General features: G+C 65.3%; 15 protein-coding genes. 11 read left to right on the top strand and 4 right to left on the bottom strand.

All coding sequences use genetic code 11. The features are described from left to right. Positions 1–7: 7 nt before the first annotated feature. The 7 genes from nosZ to I6F28_RS21160 all read left to right on the top strand — a co-directional run bounded on the left by nosZ (position 8) and on the right by I6F28_RS21160 (position 10,735). Positions 8–1,954, top strand: a complete 1,947-nt coding sequence (gene nosZ / locus I6F28_RS21190; protein ID WP_128261662.1) for a TAT-dependent nitrous-oxide reductase — start codon at positions 8–10, stop codon at positions 1,952–1,954. Positions 1,955–1,967: 13 nt separating this feature from the next. Further along, positions 1,968–3,329, top strand: a complete 1,362-nt coding sequence (locus I6F28_RS21185; RefSeq protein WP_225140880.1) for a nitrous oxide reductase family maturation protein NosD — start codon at positions 1,968–1,970, stop codon at positions 3,327–3,329. Further along, positions 3,326–4,243: an ABC transporter ATP-binding protein gene (locus I6F28_RS21180; RefSeq protein WP_225140878.1), complete on the top strand. Its 918-nt coding sequence runs from the start codon at positions 3,326–3,328 to the stop codon at positions 4,241–4,243. Before I6F28_RS21185 ends, I6F28_RS21180 begins: the two co-directional genes overlap by 4 nt. Then, positions 4,240–5,067: an ABC transporter permease subunit gene (locus tag I6F28_RS21175; protein WP_225140876.1), complete on the top strand. Its 828-nt coding sequence runs from the start codon at positions 4,240–4,242 to the stop codon at positions 5,065–5,067. Before I6F28_RS21180 ends, I6F28_RS21175 begins: the two co-directional genes overlap by 4 nt. Next, entirely contained in the window at positions 5,064–5,633 is a 570-nt protein-coding gene (locus I6F28_RS21170; protein ID WP_225140874.1) for a nitrous oxide reductase accessory protein NosL, read from the top strand. Before I6F28_RS21175 ends, I6F28_RS21170 begins: the two co-directional genes overlap by 4 nt. Next, positions 5,630–6,625 (top strand): FAD:protein FMN transferase, encoded by a 996-nt coding sequence (locus I6F28_RS21165; protein WP_225140873.1) that lies wholly within the window; start codon positions 5,630–5,632, stop codon positions 6,623–6,625. Before I6F28_RS21170 ends, I6F28_RS21165 begins: the two co-directional genes overlap by 4 nt. A gap of 291 nt (positions 6,626–6,916) precedes the next feature. Continuing rightward, positions 6,917–10,735, top strand: coding sequence for a Dyp-type peroxidase (locus tag I6F28_RS21160; RefSeq protein WP_225140871.1), 3,819 nt, complete (start codon positions 6,917–6,919; stop codon positions 10,733–10,735). Between the two features lie 27 nt (positions 10,736–10,762). Here I6F28_RS21160 and I6F28_RS21155 read toward each other — a convergent pair whose 3' ends face one another. From I6F28_RS21155 to I6F28_RS21140, 4 genes are all read right to left on the bottom strand, one after another. After that, positions 10,763–13,852, bottom strand: coding sequence for an ATP-binding protein (locus I6F28_RS21155; RefSeq protein WP_225140913.1), 3,090 nt, complete (start codon positions 13,850–13,852; stop codon positions 10,763–10,765). Positions 13,853–14,154: 302 nt separating this feature from the next. Next, positions 14,155–14,982, bottom strand: coding sequence for a hypothetical protein (locus tag I6F28_RS21150; protein WP_225140870.1), 828 nt, complete (start codon positions 14,980–14,982; stop codon positions 14,155–14,157). An 86-nt stretch (positions 14,983–15,068) separates the two neighbouring features. After that, positions 15,069–16,361, bottom strand: a complete 1,293-nt coding sequence (gene fsrB, locus I6F28_RS21145; RefSeq protein WP_225140869.1) for a siderophore utilization protein FsrB — start codon at positions 16,359–16,361, stop codon at positions 15,069–15,071. Positions 16,362–16,573: 212 nt separating this feature from the next. Then, positions 16,574–17,449 (bottom strand): helix-turn-helix domain-containing protein, encoded by an 876-nt coding sequence (locus I6F28_RS21140; protein ID WP_225140868.1) that lies wholly within the window; start codon positions 17,447–17,449, stop codon positions 16,574–16,576. 255 nt (positions 17,450–17,704) lie between these two features. Between I6F28_RS21140 and I6F28_RS21135 the strand changes: the two genes are divergently transcribed. The 4 genes from I6F28_RS21135 to I6F28_RS21120 are packed head-to-tail and all read left to right on the top strand — an operon-like array spanning position 17,705 to position 22,252. Beyond that, positions 17,705–18,925, top strand: a complete 1,221-nt coding sequence (locus I6F28_RS21135; protein ID WP_225140867.1) for an amino acid ABC transporter substrate-binding protein — start codon at positions 17,705–17,707, stop codon at positions 18,923–18,925. Between the two features lie 60 nt (positions 18,926–18,985). Then, positions 18,986–19,861 carry a branched-chain amino acid ABC transporter permease gene (locus I6F28_RS21130; RefSeq protein WP_225140866.1) on the top strand — a complete coding sequence of 292 codons (876 nt, stop codon included), beginning with the start codon at positions 18,986–18,988 and terminating at the stop codon, positions 19,859–19,861. Then, positions 19,858–21,528 carry a branched-chain amino acid ABC transporter ATP-binding protein/permease gene (locus I6F28_RS21125; RefSeq protein ID WP_225140865.1) on the top strand — a complete coding sequence of 557 codons (1,671 nt, stop codon included), beginning with the start codon at positions 19,858–19,860 and terminating at the stop codon, positions 21,526–21,528. The genes I6F28_RS21130 and I6F28_RS21125 overlap by 4 nt, the downstream gene beginning before the upstream one ends. After that, positions 21,521–22,252, top strand: a complete 732-nt coding sequence (locus tag I6F28_RS21120; RefSeq protein WP_225140864.1) for an ABC transporter ATP-binding protein — start codon at positions 21,521–21,523, stop codon at positions 22,250–22,252. The genes I6F28_RS21125 and I6F28_RS21120 overlap by 8 nt, the downstream gene beginning before the upstream one ends. Positions 22,253–22,275: the final 23 nt, after the last annotated feature.

Genomic DNA, 22,275 nt, shown 5'->3' with positions numbered 1-22,275 from the left:
GGCAATCATGAGTGAAAACGAAAAAACCAAGGGCGTCAGCCGACGAACCGTGCTCGGAACGACGGCGGCCGCAGCGGGCGTGGGCCTTGCCGGCGGAGTGATGCTGAAGGACGGCGGATTCGTCGCGCCTGCGGACGCGCAGACCAAGAATGCCGCGCCGAAAGCACCGGCAGCCCGGCCGGCCGTTCACAAGACCGAGGTCGCGCCCGGCGAGCTCGACGAATATTACGTGTTCTTCTCCAGCGGCCAGTCCGGAGAGATGCGGGTCGTCGGCCTTCCCTCGATGCGCGAATTGATGCGCGTTCCGGTTTTCAATCGCTGCAGCGCGACCGGCTGGGGGCAGACCAACGAAAGCATCAAGGTTCTGACCGAGGGGATGCAACCTGCGACCCGCGAGTTCCTGAAGAACCGCGGCGGCACCTACCTGAACGGCGACCTCCACCACCCGCACATTTCGTTCACGGACGGCACCTATGACGGTCGCTATGCCTTCATGAACGACAAGGCCAATAGCCGCGTCGCGCGGGTGCGGCTCGACATCATGAAGTGCGACAAGATCATCGAACTGCCGAACCAGCACACCGTTCACGGCCTCCGCCTGCAGAAATATCCGCGCACGGGCTATGTCTTCGCCAACGGCGAGGATGGCGTGCCGCTGCCCAATGACGGCAAGATCCTGGACGATCCCAAGCAGTATCGCTCGATCTTCAGTGCGATCGACGGCGACACGATGAAGGTAGCCTGGCAGGTGATCGTCAGCGGCAACCTCGACAATGTCGATGCCGATTACCAGGGCAAGTACTGCTTTGCGACCTGCTACAACGGTGAGGAAGGCGTCACTCTCGCGGAAATGACCGCCAGCGAACAGGACTGGGTCGTCATCTTCAACATCAAGCGGATCGAAGAGGCCGTGAAGAAGGGCGACTTCAAGGAGATGAACGGCGTGCCCGTGATCGACGGCCGCAAGGGTTCGGCCTACACCCGCTACGTTCCGGTCTCGAACAATCCGCATGGCATGAACACCGCTCCGGACGGCATCCACATCGTGGCGGCCGGAAAGCTCTCGCCCACCGTGACTGTGATGGACGTCCGCAAATTCGACGACCTGTTCGATGACAAGATCAAGCCGCGCGACGTTGTCGTTGCAGAACCGGAGCTTGGCCTCGGCCCGCTGCACACGGCCTATGACGGCAAGGGCAACGCCTACACCACCCTTTTCCTCGACAGCCAGGTCTGCAAGTGGAACATCGACCTCGCCAAGCGCGCCTTCAAGGGCGAGAAGGTCAATCCCATCCTCCAGAAGCTCGACGTGCACTATCAGCCGGGCCACAACCACACCTCGATGGGCCAGACCAAGGAGGCGGATGGAAAATGGCTCATCTCGCTGAACAAGTTCTCGAAGGACCGCTTCCTGAACGTCGGCCCGCTCAAGCCGGAGAACGATCAGCTGATCGACATCTCGGGCGATCAGATGAAGCTCGTGCATGACGGCCCGAGCTTCGCCGAGCCGCATGACGCGACCATCGTCCACCGCTCCAAGATCAACCCCGTCTCGATCTATGACCGCGCGGATCCGATCTTTGCGGATGCGGTCAAGCAGGCCAAGGCCGACGGCATCAACCTCGAGGCGGATTCCAAGGTGATCCGCGACGGCAACAAGGTGCGGGTCTATATGACTTCGACCGCGCCGGCCTACGGACTCGATCAGTTCCAGGTCAAGCAAGGTGACGAAGTGACCGTCTTCGTCACCAACATCGACGCGGTCGAAGACCTGACGCACGGGTTCTGCATCGTCAACTACGGCATCAACATGGAGATCGGGCCGATGGCCACCGCGTCGGTGACCTTCACGGCCGACAAGCCAGGCGTCTACTGGTATTATTGCTCCTGGTTCTGCCACGCCATGCATATGGAGATGAAGGGCAGGATGTTCGTCGAACCGAAATCGGTCTGATCGGAGTGACTTCGTGCGACTTCTGTTACGCATGTTTCCGGCGGCGCTGGCCGCCGCCGGATTATCCGGCTTCGCCGAAGCGGAGACCTTGACGGCTGCACCCGGCCAGCCGCTGCAAGCCGTGCTGGATCATGCGCGCGCCGGCGACGTCGTCGAGCTTGCGCCGGGCGAATATCATGGTCCGATCCGGATCGACCGCCCCTTGCAGCTGGTCGGGAGTCGGGACGCTGTGCTCGATGGCGATGGTTCCGGCAACGTCATTACCGTCAGCGCGGCCGATGTGACCATTCGCGGCTTGACCATTCGCGGGTCCGGCCGCGACTTGCAGGCGATGAATTCCGGGATCTTCCTGCAGAAGACGGCCGAGCGCGCGAGGATCGAGGACAACCGGCTGGTGGAAAACCTGTTCGGTGTCTATGTGCATGGCGCCAGGGGCTCGCGGGTGGCGCGCAACGAGATCGAGGGACTGCGCGGCGGGCGTCTCAGCGAGGCCGGCAATGGAGTCTCGCTGTGGAACGCGCCCGATGTCACCATCGCCAACAATACGTTCCGCTATGGCCGCGACGGCATCTTCTCGATCTCCAGCAGCAAGGACCGCTTCATCGACAACCGCTTCGAGCAGGTTCGCTTCGCGGTCCACTACATGTACACCAACGACAGCGAAGTCAGCGGCAACGTGTCGATCGGCAACCACGTCGGTTACGCCATCATGTACTCGAACCGTCTGGTGATCCGCGGCAACAGCTCCGATCGCGATCGCGACTATGGACTTCTCTTCAACTACGCAAACTACGCCGTGATCGAAGGCAACCGGGTCACCGGCGGCCAGCTGAACCCGACGATGCAGAAGCCGGAGGACGGGCCGGCCGAGGAGCGAGGCATGCTCCCGCAGCAGAAGCGGGAGAGCTCTCTCAAGACCGGCCCGGAAAAGTGCGTGTTCATCTACAACACCAACCACAACAAGTTCCGCAACAACTGGTTCGAGCGCTGCGCGATCGGCGTGCACTTCACGGCCGGCTCCGAAGGCAACGAGATCACGGGCAACTCCTTCGTCAGCAACGCCAACCAGGTGAAATATGTCGGCACCCGGCATCTCGACTGGTCGATCGGCGGGCGCGGCAATTACTGGAGCGACAATCCGGCTTTCGACCTGAATGGAGATGGTATCGCCGATACGGCGTATCGGCCGAACGACCTCGTCGATCGCGTGCTGTGGACCGCGCCGGCCGCGAAGGTCCTGATCAACAGCCCCGCAGTGCAGGTGATCCGCTGGGCGCAGGCGCAATTTCCCGCGCTGCTGCCTGGCGGCGTCGTCGACAGTCATCCCCTGATATCTCCGCCCGGGCGTCGCGTCGCCGAGGAGGCGCGACGATGAAGACGGTGCGGCTCTGCGACGTCACCAAAGACTACGGCAGCGTCAAAGCCGTCCGCGGCGCCTCATTCGAGCTCGGCGACGGCGAGCTCGTGGCGCTGATCGGCCACAACGGCGCCGGCAAGACCACGCTCATGAAGCTCATGCTCGGGCTGATCCGGCCGACCAGCGGCTCCATCGAGGTTCTCGGGGACAATCCCGCGGCTGGCGAGTTCGCCGGACGTCAGCAGCTCGGCTATCTGCCTGAAAATGTCTCCTTCGACGCCGCCCTCACCGGCCGCGAGATGCAGGCTTTCTACGCACGGCTGAAGCGGGCGCCGGTCGCAAGGGCTATGGAGCTGCTCGATGTCGTCGGCCTGGGCGCCGCCAGCTGCCGGCGGGTCGGCACCTATTCGAAGGGCATGCGCCAGCGGCTCGGGCTCGCGCAGGCGCTGCTGGGTCGACCGCGCGTGCTGCTGCTGGACGAGCCGACCACCGGCCTTGATCCGGAACTGCGCCAGACCTTCTACGATGTCATCGCGCGGCTCGCAGCCGAGGGCGCGACCGTGCTGCTGTCGTCACACGCGCTCACCGAGCTCGAGGAGCGCGCCGGGCGGGTCATCATCATGAACCGCGGTCTCAAGGTCGCGGACGGCACCATCGACGAGCTGCGCCGCCTCGCCCGGCTGCCGACCCGGATCCGTCTCAAGGTTTCCGGGCTGGCCCCGCACGAGATGCCGGCCTGGGCGCCGACCGACACGACCTGCCGCCGCTTGAACGGCCACCTCGTCGAGATCGACGCCGCACCGGAGCGGAAGATCGAGCTGCTGCATCGCGCCACCGCCTCCGGCAATTCGGTCGAGGACGTCGACGTGGTCCCGCCGAGCCTCGACGAGCTCTATGCTCACTTTCTCCGACGATCGGAGCAGGCCTCATGAATATCCTGATCATCGCAGCCAAGGAGATCCATCAGGCGATCCGCAATCGCTGGGTGCTTGCGGCAACGCTGCTGCTGGCCGGGCTTGCCCTGTCGCTGACGTTTCTCGGCAGCGCGCCGACCGGCAATGTCGGCGTGCGCACGCTCGACGTTGTCATCGTTAGCCTGTCGAGCCTGACCATCTTTCTCGTTCCGCTGATCGCGCTGCTGATGTCCCACGACGCCATCGTCGGCGAGATGGAGCGGGGGACGATGCTGTTGTTGCTCAGCTACCCGGTGGCGAGGTCGCAGGTGCTGTTCGGCAAGTTCCTGGGCCATCTCGCCGTTCTCGCCTTCGCGACCTGCCTTGGCTACGGACTTGCCGTGGCGGCGCTGGCGGCGACGGGCGGCCGTATCGATGGCGACAGTCTCGTGGCCTTCGTGGCCATGATCGGCTCCTCGGTGCTGCTCGGAGCTGCGTTTGTGGCGATCGGCTATCTGGTCAGCGCGCTCGTGCGTGATCGCGGAACGGCTGCCGGCATTTGCATCGGATTGTGGCTGCTGCTGGTGCTCATCTACGACATGGCGCTGCTGGGCGTACTTGCGCTCGACCAGGGTCGCAGCATCTCTGCGGCCGCGCTCAACGTCATGTTGCTGGCGAACCCGACCGACGCCTACCGGCTGATCAATCTGACCGGCTTCGCCAATGTCAGCACGTTCGCCGGCATGGCCGGCCTCGCCCAAACCACGTCGCTGACGGTGCCGGTCCTGCTGACCTCCCTGCTCGGCTGGACGCTGCTGCCGCTGGGCCTGGCCGCGCTCGCCTTCTCGCGGAGGGAGCTATGAGGCGCCGAACGCTGCTGCTCGCCCTGCTGCTGCCGCTCGCGCTCGCGGGCTGCAACGACAAGCAGGCTGCCAATATCCCGCCGCCGCATCGGATGACCGCGGAGGACATCGGCCACTACTGCGGCATGAACGTGCTCGAGCATCCCGGACCCAAGGGTCACATCTTCGCCGCGAGCTTGATCCAGCCCGTCTGGTTCTCGTCGGTGCGCGATGCGATCGCCTTCACCATGCTGCCGGACGAGCCCAAAGACATTTTGGCGATCTACGTGTCCGACATGGGCAAAGCGCGCGAGTGGGACAAGCCTAGCGCCGACAATTGGATCGAGGCGCGCAAGGCGCTGTTCGTGATCGAGAGCCGAGTCAAGAGCGGCATGGGCGGCGACGAGGCCGTGCCGTTCTCGGACCGGGCCGCCGCCGAGAGATTCGCAAGTGAGAACGGCGGCAGGATCGTCGGCTTCGACGAGGTGCCGCGGGACTACGTCCTCGCTTCCGCGAATGCCGGCGGCGCGGCGCCGGACGAAGCGTCCGAAGGGGCGCCGGGTGACGGAGCGAGGAGGACGCCATGACGCCAATGCTGTCCCGCCGACGCTTCATCCGGATCAGCGCCGCTGCCGCGGGGCTCGGCGCGCTGTCCGTCGGACGTCCCGTTTGTGCAGAGGCCGCGCCGGTCACCTGGCGCGGCACGATGCTGGGCGCGGTCGCAGCGCTAGAGATTCACGACGAAGACCGCCGCCGGGCCGAGCGGCTGATCGCGCTGGCCTGCGCCGAGGCGCGCCGGCTCGAACGGCTGTTCAGCCTCTATCTCGACGATTCCGCCCTGGTCGCGCTGAACCGGACGGGTGTCCTGGTTGATCCGGCCGCCGAAATGGTCGATCTGCTTTCAACCTCGCAGCGCTACGCCACGCTGACGGGCGGTTTGTTCGACGTCACGGTGCAGCCGCTGTGGGAGCTCTATGCCCGCCATTTCGCGCGAGCTGACGCCGATCCGGCCGGCCCTCGCCTAGCCGAGATCGAGGCTGCGCTGGCGCGCGTCGACAGCAGCCGGCTGTCGGTCAGCCGCGACCGGATCGTGATGCCCAAGGGCATGGCCGTCACCCTGAACGGGATCGCGCAGGGCTACGTTACGGACAAGGTGGTCGACCTGCTGCGGGCGCACGGCATCTCGCACAGCCTGGTCGACATGGGCGAGGCCCGGGCGATCGGCTCGCGTCCGGACGGACGCCCCTTTGACGTCGGTATCGCCGATCCGGACAGCGCGGGCCACACCAAAACGGTGCTGCCGATCGTCGACCGCGCCGTCTCCACCTCAGGCGGTTACGGTTGCCAGTTCGATTCCGGGGCGCGCTTCAACCATTTGTTCGATCCCCGATCGGGCGGCTGCGCCCACCGCTATCGCAGCGTGACCACTGTTTCCCGCAGCGCGACTGCAGCGGACGCCTTATCGACGGCGTTCAGCCTGATGCCGGACGACCAGATTCGATCGCTGTTGCGGCGTGTCGATATCGACCGCGTGCACTTGATCGACGCGGCCGGCAAGTTGGTCGAATTATTGGCATAATACCCAACGACGACGCTCGTTTCCTTCCGGCGACTTCCCGGTTTGCGACCGCGAAGAAAGTTCGGAATTGTGGGCCAGTTCATAAAAGCTGGAGAGCCGCAGCCGCAGAGTTGATCCGCTCTGGCTCGAGCTGCCGCAACGACCAACTTCGCGACCGAAAGGCCTGCATTAAGTCCATGAGCGCATTGGAAACATTGCGAGCCAGATTGCACGTTTGAGGAAGTGAAGCCGTAATTTTCACATTTTGGGAGCGCGCAGCGAAGAGACGCTCGCAGCAGGGGAGCCAAAAACATGCGTCGTGATTTGACCATCAAGACCGGCAGCATGGCCGGCACGTCCGATTTCAGGGTGATGGCTCCGATCAAGAAGGGATTCGTGCCGTCCCTGGATGCGACCACGTACAAGACCCGCGTCAAATACGTGCTGCGGGCGCTGAATGGCGGACGCGCCAACGCGTATGAATACGAGCTCGCCCGCGTGCTGACCGATTCCGTTGACCGCGTCGGGCGGATCCACTCGGTGGGCATCGCCGTGCTCGAACCCGAGGACGAATCCGTGGACGGCGTGGACTATGTGCTGCTGACCGCCACGTTCGACGGCTCCTGGGAAGCCTATGTCCGCGTCATCTGGCAGAAGGCCGCCCGGCTGCTCGACCTCATCTTCTGCAATACCGATGGTTATGTGCTCGGATACGAGAACACGTACGAAAACTGGGGTATCTGGCTCAAGAGCAAGCAGACCGAAGCCTATTTCCTCTATGCCACCCCCGACCTGACCGTGGATGACACGCGCTTCCTGCGGATGGAGGAGCGGGTCTATCGGCGCGCCTCTGGCGCCGGCGCCGACAAGATCGTCACGCGGATCAGGATTCCCTCGCCGGAAGACATCGCGCGACACTCGATATTCGAGGTCGACGGCCAGGTCGGCGTCGATCCGACCAATGCCGGCTTCAGCAAACCGCTCAGCATCGAAGCTGCCGCCCGGCCTCCGTTTCGCCACGGCATCCGCGCACTGGCGGGACTCTACCGTCTGGCCGACTTCTATCCGCCGGGGACGCATGACGGGGTGCTTCTGCATCGGGCCGGCCACGAGCTGCTGCCGGAATTCGTCACCATGATCAACGACCCCACCTACGCGGAAGGCGTCAAGCGCGCCCGCCGGCGCTATGATGAGGCCCTGCGCTGGTTGATGGCCCCGCCCGATGTGGCGCCGGTACGGCGCAACCTGCCCCTCGCCCCGCCGGCCGAACTGCCGTTGCAGGATCGCGGTAACGTGCAAGGCGGAATTCTGACCGCCTACAATTCAGATCACGGCTGCCTGCTGCTGCTGCAGTTCGCCAATCCGGCCGCACTGGCCGCGTTTCTCGACGTCCTCGAGGTGACTTCCGAAGCCGACGTTCTGACGCCGGGGCAGATCGTCACCAACATCGCATTCACGGTCGAGGGACTGCGTCAGGCCGGCCTGTCGGACGAAGAGGTGCGCACTCTGCCGGAAGAGTTCGTGCAGGGCATGGAAAGACGCGCCGGCCTGCTCGGCGACGTGCGCTGGAATCATCCGCAGCGATGGCGCCTTCCCGCCAGCAATTGGGCGCTCGGGATCGACGCGCCCGACCTGCCCGAAGGCGACCCGGCGCCGCGCATCAGCATGAGCTCGGTCCATGCCGTCCTTCAACTCCGCCTGTTGCTACCCAAGGACGCGCAGACGACGGCGGATGCGAGACATGCGTTGATGGCCGAAATGAAGCGCCTGGTCGAGGTCGATGCGGGTATCAGGCCCCTTTCGATCCAATGGATGCAGCGGCAGCGCGACAAGAGATCCCGCGACATGCAGGACCATTTCGGGTTCGCCGACGGCAGTTCGAACCCGGTGCTGCGTGAGTGCGAGGCCGGCACGTACTATTCCAATCGGGTGCATCTCGGCGAAATCTTGTGCGGCTATCCGAACATCGCCGACGAGGCGGCGCCGTTCGGCAACGCGACCAATCGTGCTCACGCGATGCTCCGCGACGGCAGCTTCATGGCGCTGCGCAAGCTGCGACAGGACGTCGAGCAGCTCGAGGATGTGCTCGCCCGCGCGACGCGACAGGCAGCCGAGATGGCCGGACCGGACGCACCTGCCCTGACACGCGAGACGCTAATGGCTAAGATGATGGGACGCTGGCCGACCGGCCATCCCCAGGCCGGGCAACCCCTGACCCCTACTCCGCCCCCTGACAAAGGCCACAACGACTTCAACTACGACGCCGACCCGCAGGCCCAATCGTGTCCGTTTCACGCGCACATACGGCGCGCCAATCCGCGCGTGTCGATCACCAAGGCGGATGCCGGCGCGCGGCCCCCACGTATCGTCAGGCGCGGCATGTCCTACGGGCCGCCCGTCGACCCGCAAGCCGCCAAATCCGGCCAGCAAGCAGAGCGGGGCCTGGTTTTCATGGCCTACAATGCCAGCCTCGGCGAGCAATTCGAGGTGGTGCAGAGCTGGCTCTCTGGCGGCAACAGCGCGGGTTCGTCCTCGGGGGTAAGCGATCCTTTCCTCGGCCTCGCCGAGCCTGGCCGGCTCCGGCATTTCCGTTTCGAGCATGAAGGCCAAACCATTCGCGTCGCGCTCGACGGCTCGGACCGGCTCCACGACGAACCTCGTCCGTTCGTTCGTCTGGAATGGGGAGCATATTTCTTTGCGCCATCGAAGAAGGCGCTTGCCGATCTAAAGCAATGGGCGGCGAGCCAGGGGTACAAACCGGCCGTGACGTGGTCCGCGGATCAGGGGGAAAAAGAGATCGCGCGTCTGCGCCTGATCGAGCGCCAGCAGGGCGAAGCCGCGGCGATGGCCGCGTGGAAGACAGCGCTCGAAGATCCGGATTCAGCCTCGCATTTCGTCAACGCCTCGATCTGGGCTGCGATCCGCGAGCGCCACGGCGGCGCACTTCGCACGCCCTTCGGGGTCTTGGTGGCCGACCGCGACATGGTCTACAAGGTGTTCGCCGATTCCGACACCAAGCTGACCATCACCGGCTATCTTCCCCGCATGCTGCGGTCGTTCGGCATCCTCTATCTTGGCCGCGACGCCGGGCAGCCAGACCAAGTCTACGAGCAGGAATCCGCGGCCTGCAACGCCGCGATCATGGCCCTCGACCAACCCGCCGCATTCGAGCTGGCGCGCGCGGTCACACAGAAGGTGCTGGGCTTCATGGTCAAGCAGACGATCGACTATGCCGCCAGCGACGGCGAAGCGAGCTGGGAGCTGACCGTCGACGTGCACGAATTGGTGGATCCGCTGCTCGCCGCCTTCTGCGAAGCGTGGTTCGGGTTGAGCGAGGACGGGGGTCATTTCCGCCGCGTCGGCTATCGCTGGGATTGGACGCCGGGCGAGCCGCCTGGCTATCCCGGCCTTTTCCTGTCGCCTTCGCGCTACATCTTCCAGCCGCACCCGAACGCGACAGTGGAGGCGATCGGCGCGGCACATGGCGACGCTGCGCGCCGTGCGATGGAAGGTTTCCTGACGCAGTTCGGGCCGACAAACGGGCCAGTGACCAAGGCGGTCTATAACTCGCCACGGGGCAACGGCGACATTCCGTTCGTGGCCCGCACGGTCGCCGGCGCCATGATGGGATTCATTCCGACCGTCGACGGCAACCTGCGGCGGATACTGAACGAATGGCTGCGCGAAGGAACGCTATGGGCGTTGCGCGCTCGCTATGCCGGCACGAAGGCAAAGAACTACATGGACGCCCTCAACCGGCTAAGAGACGACTTCATCCCCGCGATGCAACTTCGCGCGGTGCCCGAATTGATCTGGCGGACAGCCGTCGTTTCGCAAAGCATCGGAGGGGTCGAGGTGAGGCCTGGCGACGTCATCGTCGCCGGCGCAGTCTCCGCCACCCAGCAAAGTCTCGCCGAAGGTCGCCAGGACATCTACCACGCCTTCGGCGGCAACCGCAGGGTCCCGGGGCATCCCACGCATTCATGTCCCGGAGCAGACCCGGCACTGGCGGTGATGCTGGGTTTCTTCAGCGCACTGGTGGAGACGGAGCTACCCTTGCGGACCGGCCCCATTCCAATGAGCCTGACGATGGACGGAAGAGTTCCCGCACCGAGCCCACCTCCACCCTAGAGCCGTGTAAGGAAAGGTGCGCAGGGGTTAGACGGCACAATGCCGAGCGAGCTGATCGTTGGCGTAGCCGACGGGTATGCCAATGACGAGCCTGATCGTCTCCTCCGCATGCCAGTGCATGCCGAGCGCGCGCAGCTTCTCGGCGGCTTCCATCATGGTCTGGCGGGCCGCCTCGCCCCGGCCCTGCCCTGCGAGAAGCTCGCCGCGCAGGGAGAGGTTCAGCGCCGCATCGCGCAGCGAACCACGCCAGCCTGCGGAAGTTTCAGCCCGTCCCAACCAGCGCTCGCTAAGGCCGAGATCCTGGCGCAGGGCTGCGAGCTTCGCCAGCGAGCGACATGCCGCCGCCTCGCCCAGTCGCTCGCCTTCGCGTGCGCGGCGCAGGACATGGGCGGCATACCGCCGCGCCGTCTCGACATCGCCTTCGGCGGTCGCCGCCTCGACGAGCCAGCTATATTGAACCGACGTGTAGAATTGAAAATTGCGCCGCTCCATCCATTCGGCGGCGTTCCGCAACTGCAGCAGGCCATCGGCGTCGCCGGTCGCCGACCAGCGGGCAAATCCCGAGGCTGCCCGGCAATCCGCCAGAAGCAGCAGGCTGCGCGTGTTCTCGGCGATGCGCGCCCCTTCCACGGCGAGTTGCTCCGCCTCCTGCCAGCGGCCCTGCCAGATCAGCGCGACCGCAATCCAGTTGCGGACGGAATTGACGACCGGGTGAGTCGAGCCTTCGACCAGAGCCATGCCTTCACTGAAACAGGCGTGGGCGCCCTCGAAATCGCCGCGATCCGCCAAGACACCGCCCTTGCACGACAGCGCATAGGCCGCCCCGAAGGATATCGCACCATGACGCCGGCTGCGTTGCTGCTTGGTCGAAATGGCAGCGTCGATCAAGGCGATGGCTTCGTCGTACTGACAGCTTGCAGCCAGAATCTGCCCGAGCGTCGCTTCGATCTGCGCGATCAGGCGGCGGTCTTCGAGCTTGCGCGCCAATTCCAGCGCCGTCCGCGTGTGGGTCACGGCCTCCCGGAAGCGGCCGAACCCGTAGCACATCCAGCCGAGCCATTCATAGGCGCTGGCCATCGCGGCGGTGTCGCCGAGGGAGGACGCGACCGCAACCGCGCGTTCGAACACGGAGGTGTCGTCGGTCAGCGACAGCGGGTCGAAGATATTGGCCATCGCCAGCTTGTTGGCCAGCAGGCACCAGCGCAGCGATTGCTCGCGCGAGCGATCGGGCACGCGATCCAGCGCCTGCATCGCGACCTGGTACTGCGCACTGGCACGATCGAGCGCAAATGCAGCCATGGCCTTGTCGCCGGCACGTTCAGCATAATGGGCTGCGCTTTCCCAATGACCTGCGCCTTGCGAATGGTAGGCCAGAGCTTCCATCGCATCCTCGCGATCAGCCTGCTCGGACCGCGCCAGCAGGGTGGCTTCGATCCGCTTGTGCAATGCCTGACGCTCGTGCAGGCCAATGGTGTCGTAGACCGCATCGCGCGTGATGCCGTGCTTGAAGCGAAGGACGCCGCCCGCTGGATCCGCAAAGAGAAAGTCCGCATCCGCCAATGCCCGCACGATGGCCGGGTCGGGTTCGCTGCCGCAGGCCGAAACCAGCAACCCGTGCGGCACGGTGTTGCCGATAACGGCCGCGGCGCGCACCACCTTCGCCTCATCGGGCGGCAGGCGTGCCAGGCGCGAAGCGACCAGGGTTGCGATCCAGCCCTGTTTGCTGCGCGCTTCGAACGAGGCAGGATCGTTGGCGGCGATGGAATGGCAGAGCTCTTCGATGAACAACGGCACCCCGCCCGCATAGGCATGGATGCGGGCTACGAGGAAGGGATCGGCCTGCGGGACCCAGCGTCGTACGGCAAAGTCGGTTTCCGGCCCCTGAAACGGTTCGAGAAATAGGTGCGGTGCGCCGGAAATCCATTCGCTGCCGTCCTCGCGCGGCCGGCTGGCGAGGATGACGCGAGGTCCGTTGGGCAATTCCAGCAAAGCCTGCAGCAATTGGCGGCTCGCGTCATCAGACCATTGCCAGTCGTCGATCACCAGCACCAGCGGGCCATGTGCCGACAGTCCGGTGAAGAACCCGAGCAGATCGCCGACGACGCCGTCGACGGTGATGCGGCCGCCACGCGCATCGGCGCCGGCCGACGCCAGTGCCAGGATCGATTCTGCATTCGGACCGAGCTGGGCCGCCCATGGCTCCAGAGCCGCGCGCGCCGTCTCCTTTGCCTCGACGAGGGAGGCGTCCGCTCGAATTCCCAGCGCAGCGCGCAGCATTTGCAGGAATGGTTGCAGAACCTCGGCACCGACGTAACTCTCGCAACTGCCTCGCAGCAGCCTGATGCGCTCGGTGCCGACGTGCCCCAGCACCTCTTCCAGAAGGCGCGTCTTGCCGAGTCCGGGCCCGCCGACGACCACCGCGCAGCGTTGCGCCTGCGCAGGTGCTCCGCTCAGAAAGCGTGTCAGGAAGCCGAATATCTCGTTGCGGCCGATGAAGGGTGTCAGGCCGCGGCGCGAGGTTGCTTCGAAGCGTCGGGTCGCCGTGCTTCGACCCAACACCAGCCTCGCCTGCGGCATTCCCGAAGCCGCCGGGAGGTGGGCGGCGAGCTCGAAGAAGTTGGCATGCGGCCCAAGGGCATCGAGGCTGGCCAGGATCTGATCCGGACCGGCGTGGCGCGACAGGTGCGCTGCCGTGTTCACGACATCGCCGATCAGGTCATACCGGCCGGACTCGATGTCGCCTTGGGTCAGGAGGACGGTGCCGGCATGGATACCCGAATGCATTCGAAGCGGCATCAGCGCCGGCGATACGCCATCGTGGCGCAGCTCTCCGACCCATTCGTGAATATCGAGTGCTGCTTCCGCAGCACGACGACCGTCATCTTCGCCGGATTGGGGATAGCCGAAAATGGCGAGCGCACCGTCTCCCTGCGTTCGGATGATGCGACCACCGTGCTTCGCCACCGCGCGATGCCAGATCTGCCGCAACTGGCTGAGGAGTTCGGAAAGGTGCTCGGACTCGACATCCCGGCCCAGGGCGGTTGATCCGACAAGGTCGGAGAACAGCACCGTCAATCGATGACGTTCACCTTTTGGGTCGCGGGTCTGCGTAATCATCGTCAATCGCAGCCAACTCGTTGACGAACCGCAAGAACGGTCTGCAGCGGGTGCCAGACCGGATGCAGCAAGTATCGCAAAAGGCCATAGTAACTCGCCCAACCCGCAAGTGGAAGCTCGCGGGGATTGCATCCGGCGAATATGACGATCAGGACGACCGCATTGGCCTAACCTATTCAAAAACCTCATGTCTTCCGTTTGCCGACGGCGCGGCGCCGCCTCGCCTGCGCAGGCCAAGGCGTGGTTCAAAGCCGGTGGTTCACAGCCGGAGGATCACGGCGGAGAATATCGAGCTGGCATTCCTAGGGAAGCGGCAGCCGGTCCAGCTGGCTCTGCGCCTTCTTGACGGCGGCCGCATACCAGCTCTGGCTCGGGGCTTCCTTGGCGAAGCACGCCGTGAAGGCGGTCATTGCCTTGTCCTCGCGGGCCATCTCGCCGCGCGGGTCTTTCTTGTCGACGGGCTTTGCCATCATCTGCTTCCAGACCTCCTCGCAGGTCGGGATCGGGGCGGTCTTCACGGCCTCCCTTGCCGCGAGGAAATAGACCTTGTCGCCCTGGATCGCGACGACGTCGATTTCGTCCGGCGGGCCCTTGAGGCCGCCATTGCCGCGCACGCCGAGCACAGCGACTGCGACGCTCGCCCTTGCCGGCTTGTTGATCGGCAGCTCCGCGTAGATCGCGAAGGCGGCGTCCTGGATGGCGTAATAATAGAAGCGGTCGGATTTCAACGCGGCGCCACTGTCCTGAGGCATGCCGTCGGCGCGATGCTCGCCAAGCCAGTGCTTGAGCAGCCCGGTCGTGGTCACCACAGCCTGCATCTTGTCGCCTTCGGATGCGAAGCTCAGCCCGTCGAGATGGCCGAAGCCGATGTCGTCCTTGAACAGCGTATCGACGTTCGACTTGCCCTCGGCCGGGAGTCCCTTGATCGCGACCGGACCGATCAGACCGCGCAGCACGCCGGCCAGCTCCTTCAGGGCCGCATCGTGCTGCTTGTAGATCTCGTCGCTCTCCTTGGCATTCGAGAATTTTGCGATGTAGCGGTCACGCAGGTCGAGATAATGCTGCTCGGGCGCGGCCGCCCCGGCGGGCGCGGCCAGGACGAGCGCGCAGAGCAAGGCAAGCAATCTCATTGCAATTCCGGAAGACTGGAAAGCGATCTCCATCTTTGTGCCGAGGCCGCGTGCCAAGGTTCATCCCTTGGCGGAACGCGGGTGCCCTACTCTGCCGGCGTCAGTTGCTCCCGGTTCAGCCGCACGGCCGCCGTCTCCCGCACGCGAACGCGGGCGCGGCGCTTGCGCCACCAGATCACGACGCCGGTGACAGAGAGCGCGGCGACCACGAGGCCCATCACCGAGATCAGGATACGCCCGAACAGTCCGACGATGCGCCCCGAATGCAGCGGAAACTGCGCCTGCACGAAGATGTTGGCGGCGGTGCCGACCCAGGGCAGCCGCTCGCCAATGGGGCGGCCGTCCTCGCTGTCGTAATAGAGCTGCGCCGGGCCGACGCCGCCGGCGCCGTGATCGTCGCCGGGATGGAAGAACGCGGCGGCGTAGACGCCATGGGCCGGGCCGTAGCTGAGCGCGCCGACCGGGGTGGTCCAGCCTCGCGCCTTGCCGTCGGCGGCCGCGCGGGCAGCAATCTCGGCAAACGTCATCTTGGGCTCGATCGGATTATCGAGATCGCGATAGGGCCGCTGCTCATAGGGTGTCGGGGTGTAATTCGACACCATCTTCATCAGCGGCGAGAACACCTCGAAATAGAGGTTCAGCGAAAACGCGGTGAAGGCGATGATGAACAGCACGCCCCAGGTCCACAGGCTGAAGGCACGGTGGATGTCGAAATTGATCCGGTAGGCGCTGCCCGAGGTCTTGATGGTCCAGGCCGGCGCCCAGCGCGCCCAGAAGCCGCGCTCGAGCTGGCGCGCGACCTCAGGCGCCCGCGCGGCCTTGGCGCGCCGGCGCGAGGGCAGCGTCAGATAGAACCCGACGAAGCAATCGATGGTCCAGATGATGGCGATGATGCCGAGCACGCGCATGCCCCAGCGGTCGCTGCCCCAGAATTCCGGGATGTGCATCGTGTAGTGCAGCTTGTAGAGAAACGAGACGAAGTTTTCCCGCGTGACGGGCCAGACCGCGCCCCAATAACGCCGGCCAAGCTCCGCGCCGGTGTTGGGATCGAGGAAGACCTGATTGTAGTCGAGCGGGTAACGCTTGCCGGTCGCGGGATCGATCCGCGGCATGACGAAGAACCACAGCGAGTGCCCCTGCTCCGGCGTCATGAAGAGGTAGACGACGCGCGCGCGGGGATCGCGCTGCTCGATCATCTTGGCAAGCTCGAGCGAGGGAATGGCCGGGCCCTTCGTCGAGACATCGAACAGATGGCTGTTCAGGACGTCGTCGAGCTCGTGATCCCAGGAGATGATCGCGCCGGTGATGCCGGAAAAGAACAGGAAGGCGGCCGTCAGCAGTCCCGCCCAGCGATGCAGTTTGCCGAATATCGCTCTCATCGCTCAGATCTCATTCCCACTGGGCCCGGCCCCTCATTTGCCGGACCGCTTTTCGATTGGACTCGCCGCCGGCAGTTCAGCCGGTGGGCCTTCGGCCTAACGCAGGGACAGTTGCAGTGCGAGAGGTCCGACATTAGAATTTATCGAGACTGGCCAATAAGCTGCGCGACAAAGCGTCCATGCGTGATCGGGTGTCGACGCAGCCGCGTGCGTTACGGCCAATCGGCAAAATTCAGCGTCGGTCTCGATCGCCCCGCTCTCGCGCGTGCCGCAACGCGCCGACGCCATACGCCCGGTGCCTCGCCGGTGTGCTTGCGGAAAAAGCGGCTGAAATAGGCGGTGTCCGTGAAGCCCAGCGCAAATGCGATCTGCTTGACGGCGATGGTTCCAGCCTCCAGCCGCGTCGCCGCTTCCCTGACGAGGCGCTGCTGAATCAGCTCGCTCGGCGAGCGCTTCAGCTCGCGGCTGCACAGCGCGTGCAGGCGATCCGGCGTGGTGCCGAGTAGCCTGGCGTAATCGCTGACGCGCAAGTGCTGTTGATAGCGCTCCTCGAGCAGCCTGCGGAACCGGCTCAGGATCTCGGTGCTGCTGCTCTCCTCGTTGCGGTTCCCGTCGCCAGCGAACAGGCGCCAGAATCGCAGCACGCACAGCGTCAGCTCCGCCGACATGATCGACGCTGCACCGCTGCGTGCGGGCGAGGCGATCTCGGCGGCGATCGCCGCGATCGAACGCGCGATCGTGGCCGCGAGATCGGCCTCGACCTGCAACGCCAGGATGCCGCCCGCCCCCTCGAGCGCGAGATAGGCCGCCTCCGCCGACGGCGGGAGATAGCGATGCCAGATACCGGCGCGCAATTGCAGCAGCTGCGCCGTCGTGCCTGCCGACACCTCCAGATAGTCGGCGGATCCCGCCGGGAGCCAGACCAGCGCGGATCCGACCGTCCGCATGGTCCTGCCGGCCTGACCGATCTCAGCGGTCCCGCCGCCGGGAAGGCAGAGCAGATGAATGAACGGACGGGCCGCTTTCGAGGTCAGCGTCCATCGCCGCGCGACGTAGTGCGCCGCGATCAGCTCGGCGCCCACAGGCACAGCCCCACTCGGGGCGGTTGCCGGTGCCGGATCTGGGCCCGCGACGCCTCGACGCACTTGGCCATCGAGGCCAGAACCGTCCAATCTTTCACCGGATTTGTCCATTGTGCGAGCAAAGCTTGGGATGCTTGCTAGGTCAAGTCCCGGTGGCGGCCGGCTCAATGATGCCGCCCTAGAGAAAGTCGGGACCAAGGGGAAACGACCACTCACTGCGATGCCGACCATCGCTTGAGTGCAACAGGAGGGAGACACGATATGTTTTCAGCGAATCGTCGAACGTTGCTGCGCGTCGCTGGCCTTGCGGCTCTGGCCGGAACGCTCTGGACCTTTCCGTCCACGGCCGATGCGCAGGAGAAGATCCGGATCGGCTACGCCATTTCCAAGACCGGTCCCTATGCCGGCGGCGCCGGCATCACCACCCTGCCCAATTATGAGCTGTGGGTGAAGGACGTGAATGCCGCCGGCGGCATCAAGCTCGGCGACAAGAAGCTGCCGATCGAGGTGGTCGAATATGACGACCGCAGCAGCTCGGAAGAAGCCGTCAAGGCGATCGAGCGCCTCGCCAACCAGGACAAGGTCGATTTCATTCTTTCGCCGTGGGGCACGGGCCTCAACCTCGCGGTCGGCCCGACTCTGAACCGTCTGGGCTACCCTCACCTCGCGGTCACGTCGGTGACCGACAAGGCGCCGGAGCTTGCCAAGCGCTGGTCGAACGCGACGTTCTGGCTCGGGACGTCAGCGCAGATATCCGAGGGGCTCGCCGATCTGCTCGGCAAGCTGAAGAGCGAAGGCAAGATCGGGGCGAACATCGCGATGGTCAGCATCGCCGACCAGTTCGGCATCGAGCTGTCCGCCGCGGGCCGCGAGGCCTTCAAGAAGCACGGCTTCAAGCTCGGCTATGACAAGACCTATCCGATGGGCACGCAGGATCTCCAGCCTCTGTTGAAGGATGCGATCGCCTCGAACCCGGATGCGTTCGTCGCCTTCAGCTATCCGCCGGACACGATCGCGCTGACCGAACAGGCGCAGCTGTTGAAGTTCAACCCGAAGGTTTTCTATGTCGGCGTCGGCACCGCGTTCCCGCTCTACAAGGGCAAGTTTGCTGCCAACAGCGACGGCGTGATGGGCATCGGCGGCTGGAATGCCGAGTCTCCGCAACTGAAGGAGTATCTCGCGCGCCACAAGGCCGCCACCGGCAAGGAACCGGATCGCTGGGCGAGCTCGATCACCTATGCGAGCCTGCAGGTGCTCCAGCAGGCGATCGAAAAGGTCGGCAAGCTCGATCGCACCGCTGTCGCGGCGGAAATCCGCGCGGGCACGTTCGAGACCATCATCGGCAAGGTCAAGCTGAAGGACGGGCTGCTCCAGGAGGTCTGGAGCGTCGGACAGTGGCAGAACGGCGAGTTCTACGCCCTCGCGCCAACCTCGCTGACGGGCGCGCGCGCCGCGGTCGTGCCCAAGCCGCAGTGGCAGTAAGGCTGGTTGGCAGGCCTTGCGTCCGCGAGGCCTGCCTGCCGTTCAAGGGGACGCCGTTTCATGCTGCTTGTCGACATCATCCTGCCGGGCCTCGTGCTCGGCGGCATGTACGCGCTGATCGCGCTCGGGCTGACGCTGCAATATGGCGTGGCGCGGATCATGAACCTCTCCTATGGAGAGTCGCTGGTCGCGGCCGCCTTCGGCGCGTTCTCGCTCTACGGCGGCCTTGGGCTGAGCCCGCTCGCGGCGCTGCTGCTGGCGGTCCCGATCGCGATGGTGCTGAACTGGCTGCTATATCGCTTCCTGCTGGAACGGCTGATGCGGCGCGGCAAGGACCGGGGCGCACAGGAGATCGACAGCATCCTCGTCACCTTCGGCGTTCTGTTCGTGATCCAGGGCGCCATGCTGGTCGCCTTTGGCGGCCAGTACTACAGCTATAGCTATCTCTCCATTCCGCTGACGATCATGGGCTCGACGCTTGCCGTCAATCGGCTCGTCGCGCTGCTGTTCGCGGCGCTGGTCGGCGGCGCCGTCTATCTCGCCCTCACCCGCACCCGGATCGGCACTGCGGTACGCGCCATCGCAGTCGATGCCAACGCCGCGCGTCTCGTCGGCATGGACGTCGCGGCCCTGTCGGGGCTGGCGTTTGCCTTCGGCGGCGGCCTCGTCGCCGTCGGCGGTGTGCTGATCAGCATGTTCCTCACCTTCAATGCCGCGATGGGGGTGGTCTTCACCATGAAGGCGCTGGTCGTCGTCATCATGGGCGGTGTCGGCAACGTCATCGGTGCGCTGGTCGCCGGTCTGCTGCTTGGTGTGGTCGAGACGGCGGTGGCGCGGCTGGTCGATCCCGGTCTGACGCTGGCTGCGACCTACGCGCTGTTTCTCGGCGTGCTCGTGATCAAGCCGACCGGCCTGTTCGGCAGGGCGGCGTCATGACGGGGCCCGTCCGCATTCTGCTGTGGTGCGCCGGCCTCGCCCTCGCCGCATGCCTCGTCACCTATCCGCTCTATGCCAACGGCTATTATCTCGCGCTCGGCATCAGCGTGCTCTATTTCACGATCCTGGCGACCGCGTGGGCGATGTTCTCGGGCCCGACGCGCTACATCTCGCTTGCAACGGTCGCGTTCTTCGGGCTCGGCGCTTACACGGCTGCGGTGCTCGGCGAGACCATGCCCTGGCCGGTCGTGCTGCTGGCCGCAGCCGGCGTGGGCGCACTCACCGCCGCAATCACCGGGCTTTCGACGCTGCGGCTGTCCGGAATCTATTTCGTGATCTTCTCCTTCGGCCTGGCCGAGCTGATCCGGCAGCTCGTAATCTGGTACGAGGTCAACATCCACAAGTCGGTCGGCCGCTATCTCTTCAGTGCGGTGACGCAGGACGTTCTCTACTGGCAGCTGCTGGGCTTGACCGCGGTCGTCTTCCTGGTGGGCTGGATGCTCGGGCGCTCGCGCTATGGGCTGGCCCTGCGCGCCATCGGCGCCGACGAGACCGCGGCGAGCCATTCCGGCATCGATGCCACGCGGATCAAGCTCGGCGTCTTCATTCTGAGCGCGACCTTCATGGCGGTGACCGGCGCGGTCATGGCGCCACGCTGGACCTATATCGATCCGGCCATTGCGTTCAATCCGACCATCTCGTTCCAGGTCGTGATCATGGCCCTGCTGGGCGGCGCGGGCTCGCTGTTCGGGCCCGTGCTGGGCGTCATTCCCCTGGTCCTGCTGTTCGAGGTGCTGACGGCGACGCTGCCCAACCATTTCAGCATCGTGCTCGGCGTCATCTTCGTGTTCATCGTGATGGTGCTGCCGAACGGCGTAATCGGCCTGTTCGGGGCGGGCCGCTGGCGTGTTCCGGCCGGCGGTCCCGCCGCCGCGCCCGCCCGCGCGGGCGATGCACCGCTGCTCGCGGTCGACGGTGTCAGCAAATCGTTCAGCGGACTACGCGCCGTCGAGGGTGTCAGCTTCACAGTCACGCCGGGCGAGATCATCGGCATCATCGGCCCGAACGGATCCGGCAAGACGACGCTGCTGAATACGCTGTCCGGGGCGCTGCGGCCCTCCTCGGGCACGATCCGGCTGGGCGGCATCGTCCTCAACGGTATGCGCGCGCACCAGATCGCGCGCCTTGGCCTTGCGCGCACGTTCCAGCTGGTGCGCGTGATGCCGGACCTGACGGTGGCCGAAAACGTTGCGGCGGCGCGGCTGTTCTCGACGACGAACGGCTCGGGCGCAACCGCAAGCGAGCTGCTGGATCTCGTCGGGCTCGGCAAGCTGCAGGAAGCGCCCGCGAGCGAGCTGACCTATATCGACCAGAAGCGGCTCGAGCTTGCCCGCGCGCTGGCGCTGCAGCCGCGCCTCGTGCTGCTCGACGAATGGCTGGCGGGCCTCAACCCGAGCGAGCTCGAGACCGGCATCGCGCTGATCGCGAAATTGCGCGATCGCGGCCTCACCATCATCATGGTCGAGCATGTCATGGATGCGATCCGAGCACTGTGCAGCCATTGCATCGTCATGAATGCCGGCAGCGTGATCGCGCGCGGCGCGCCGGAGGCCGTGTTGTCCGATCCAAAAGTCGTTGCAGCCTATCTCGGAGGCGACGATGCTTGAGGTCGCCGCCCTCTCCCACTTCTATGGCAAGCACCAGGCTCTCGCCGACATTGCGCTCGCTATTGGGCAAGGCGAGATCGTCGCGATCCTCGGCGCCAACGGTGCCGGCAAGTCCACCCTGCTCAAGAGCATCGCCGGTCTGGTCAAGCCTGCCCCCGGCGCCACGATCCGGTTCGAGGGACATCACATTGGCGAACTGCCCGCCCATCTGATCGTGGAGCGCGGCATCGCCCTGGTGCCCGAAGGCCGCGGCGTGTTCGGCGATCTGACGGTTGCCGAGAATCTGCAGCTCGGCGCCTATCCCGCCCGCGCCCGCGCAGGCGAGCCAGACCGGCTCGCGAGGATCCTGCGACTGTTCCCGCGCCTTGCCGAGCGTATGGCCCAGGCCGTTCGCACCATGAGCGGCGGCGAGCAGCAGATGGTGGCGATCGGCCGGGCGCTGATGTCGAACCCGCTGCTGCTCCTGCTCGATGAGCCTTCGCTCGGCCTGTCGCCCCTGCTCAGCCGCGAAGTGTTCCGTGCACTGGCGGAGATCCGTAGCAGCGGCCTCAGCGTGTTGCTGGTCGAGCAGAATGCGCGGGCGAGCCTCGACATCGCCGACCGTGTCTACCTGATCGAGTCCGGCCGCAACGCCGGCAGCGGGCCGGCCAGTGCGATGAAGAACGATCCGGAGGTCCAGCGCGCCTATCTCGGCAAGGCCCGCGCGGCCCCGTCCCCACCATAATCGCTCAATCCCGCCTGCAACCT

It is taken from the genome of Bradyrhizobium sp. NBAIM14, assembly GCF_020193895.1.
GTDB lineage: Bacteria > Pseudomonadota > Alphaproteobacteria > Rhizobiales > Xanthobacteraceae > Bradyrhizobium > Bradyrhizobium yuanmingense.
The sequence above is the reverse complement of the archived record's forward strand: the minus strand, read 5'-3'. Positions and strand labels throughout refer to the sequence as shown.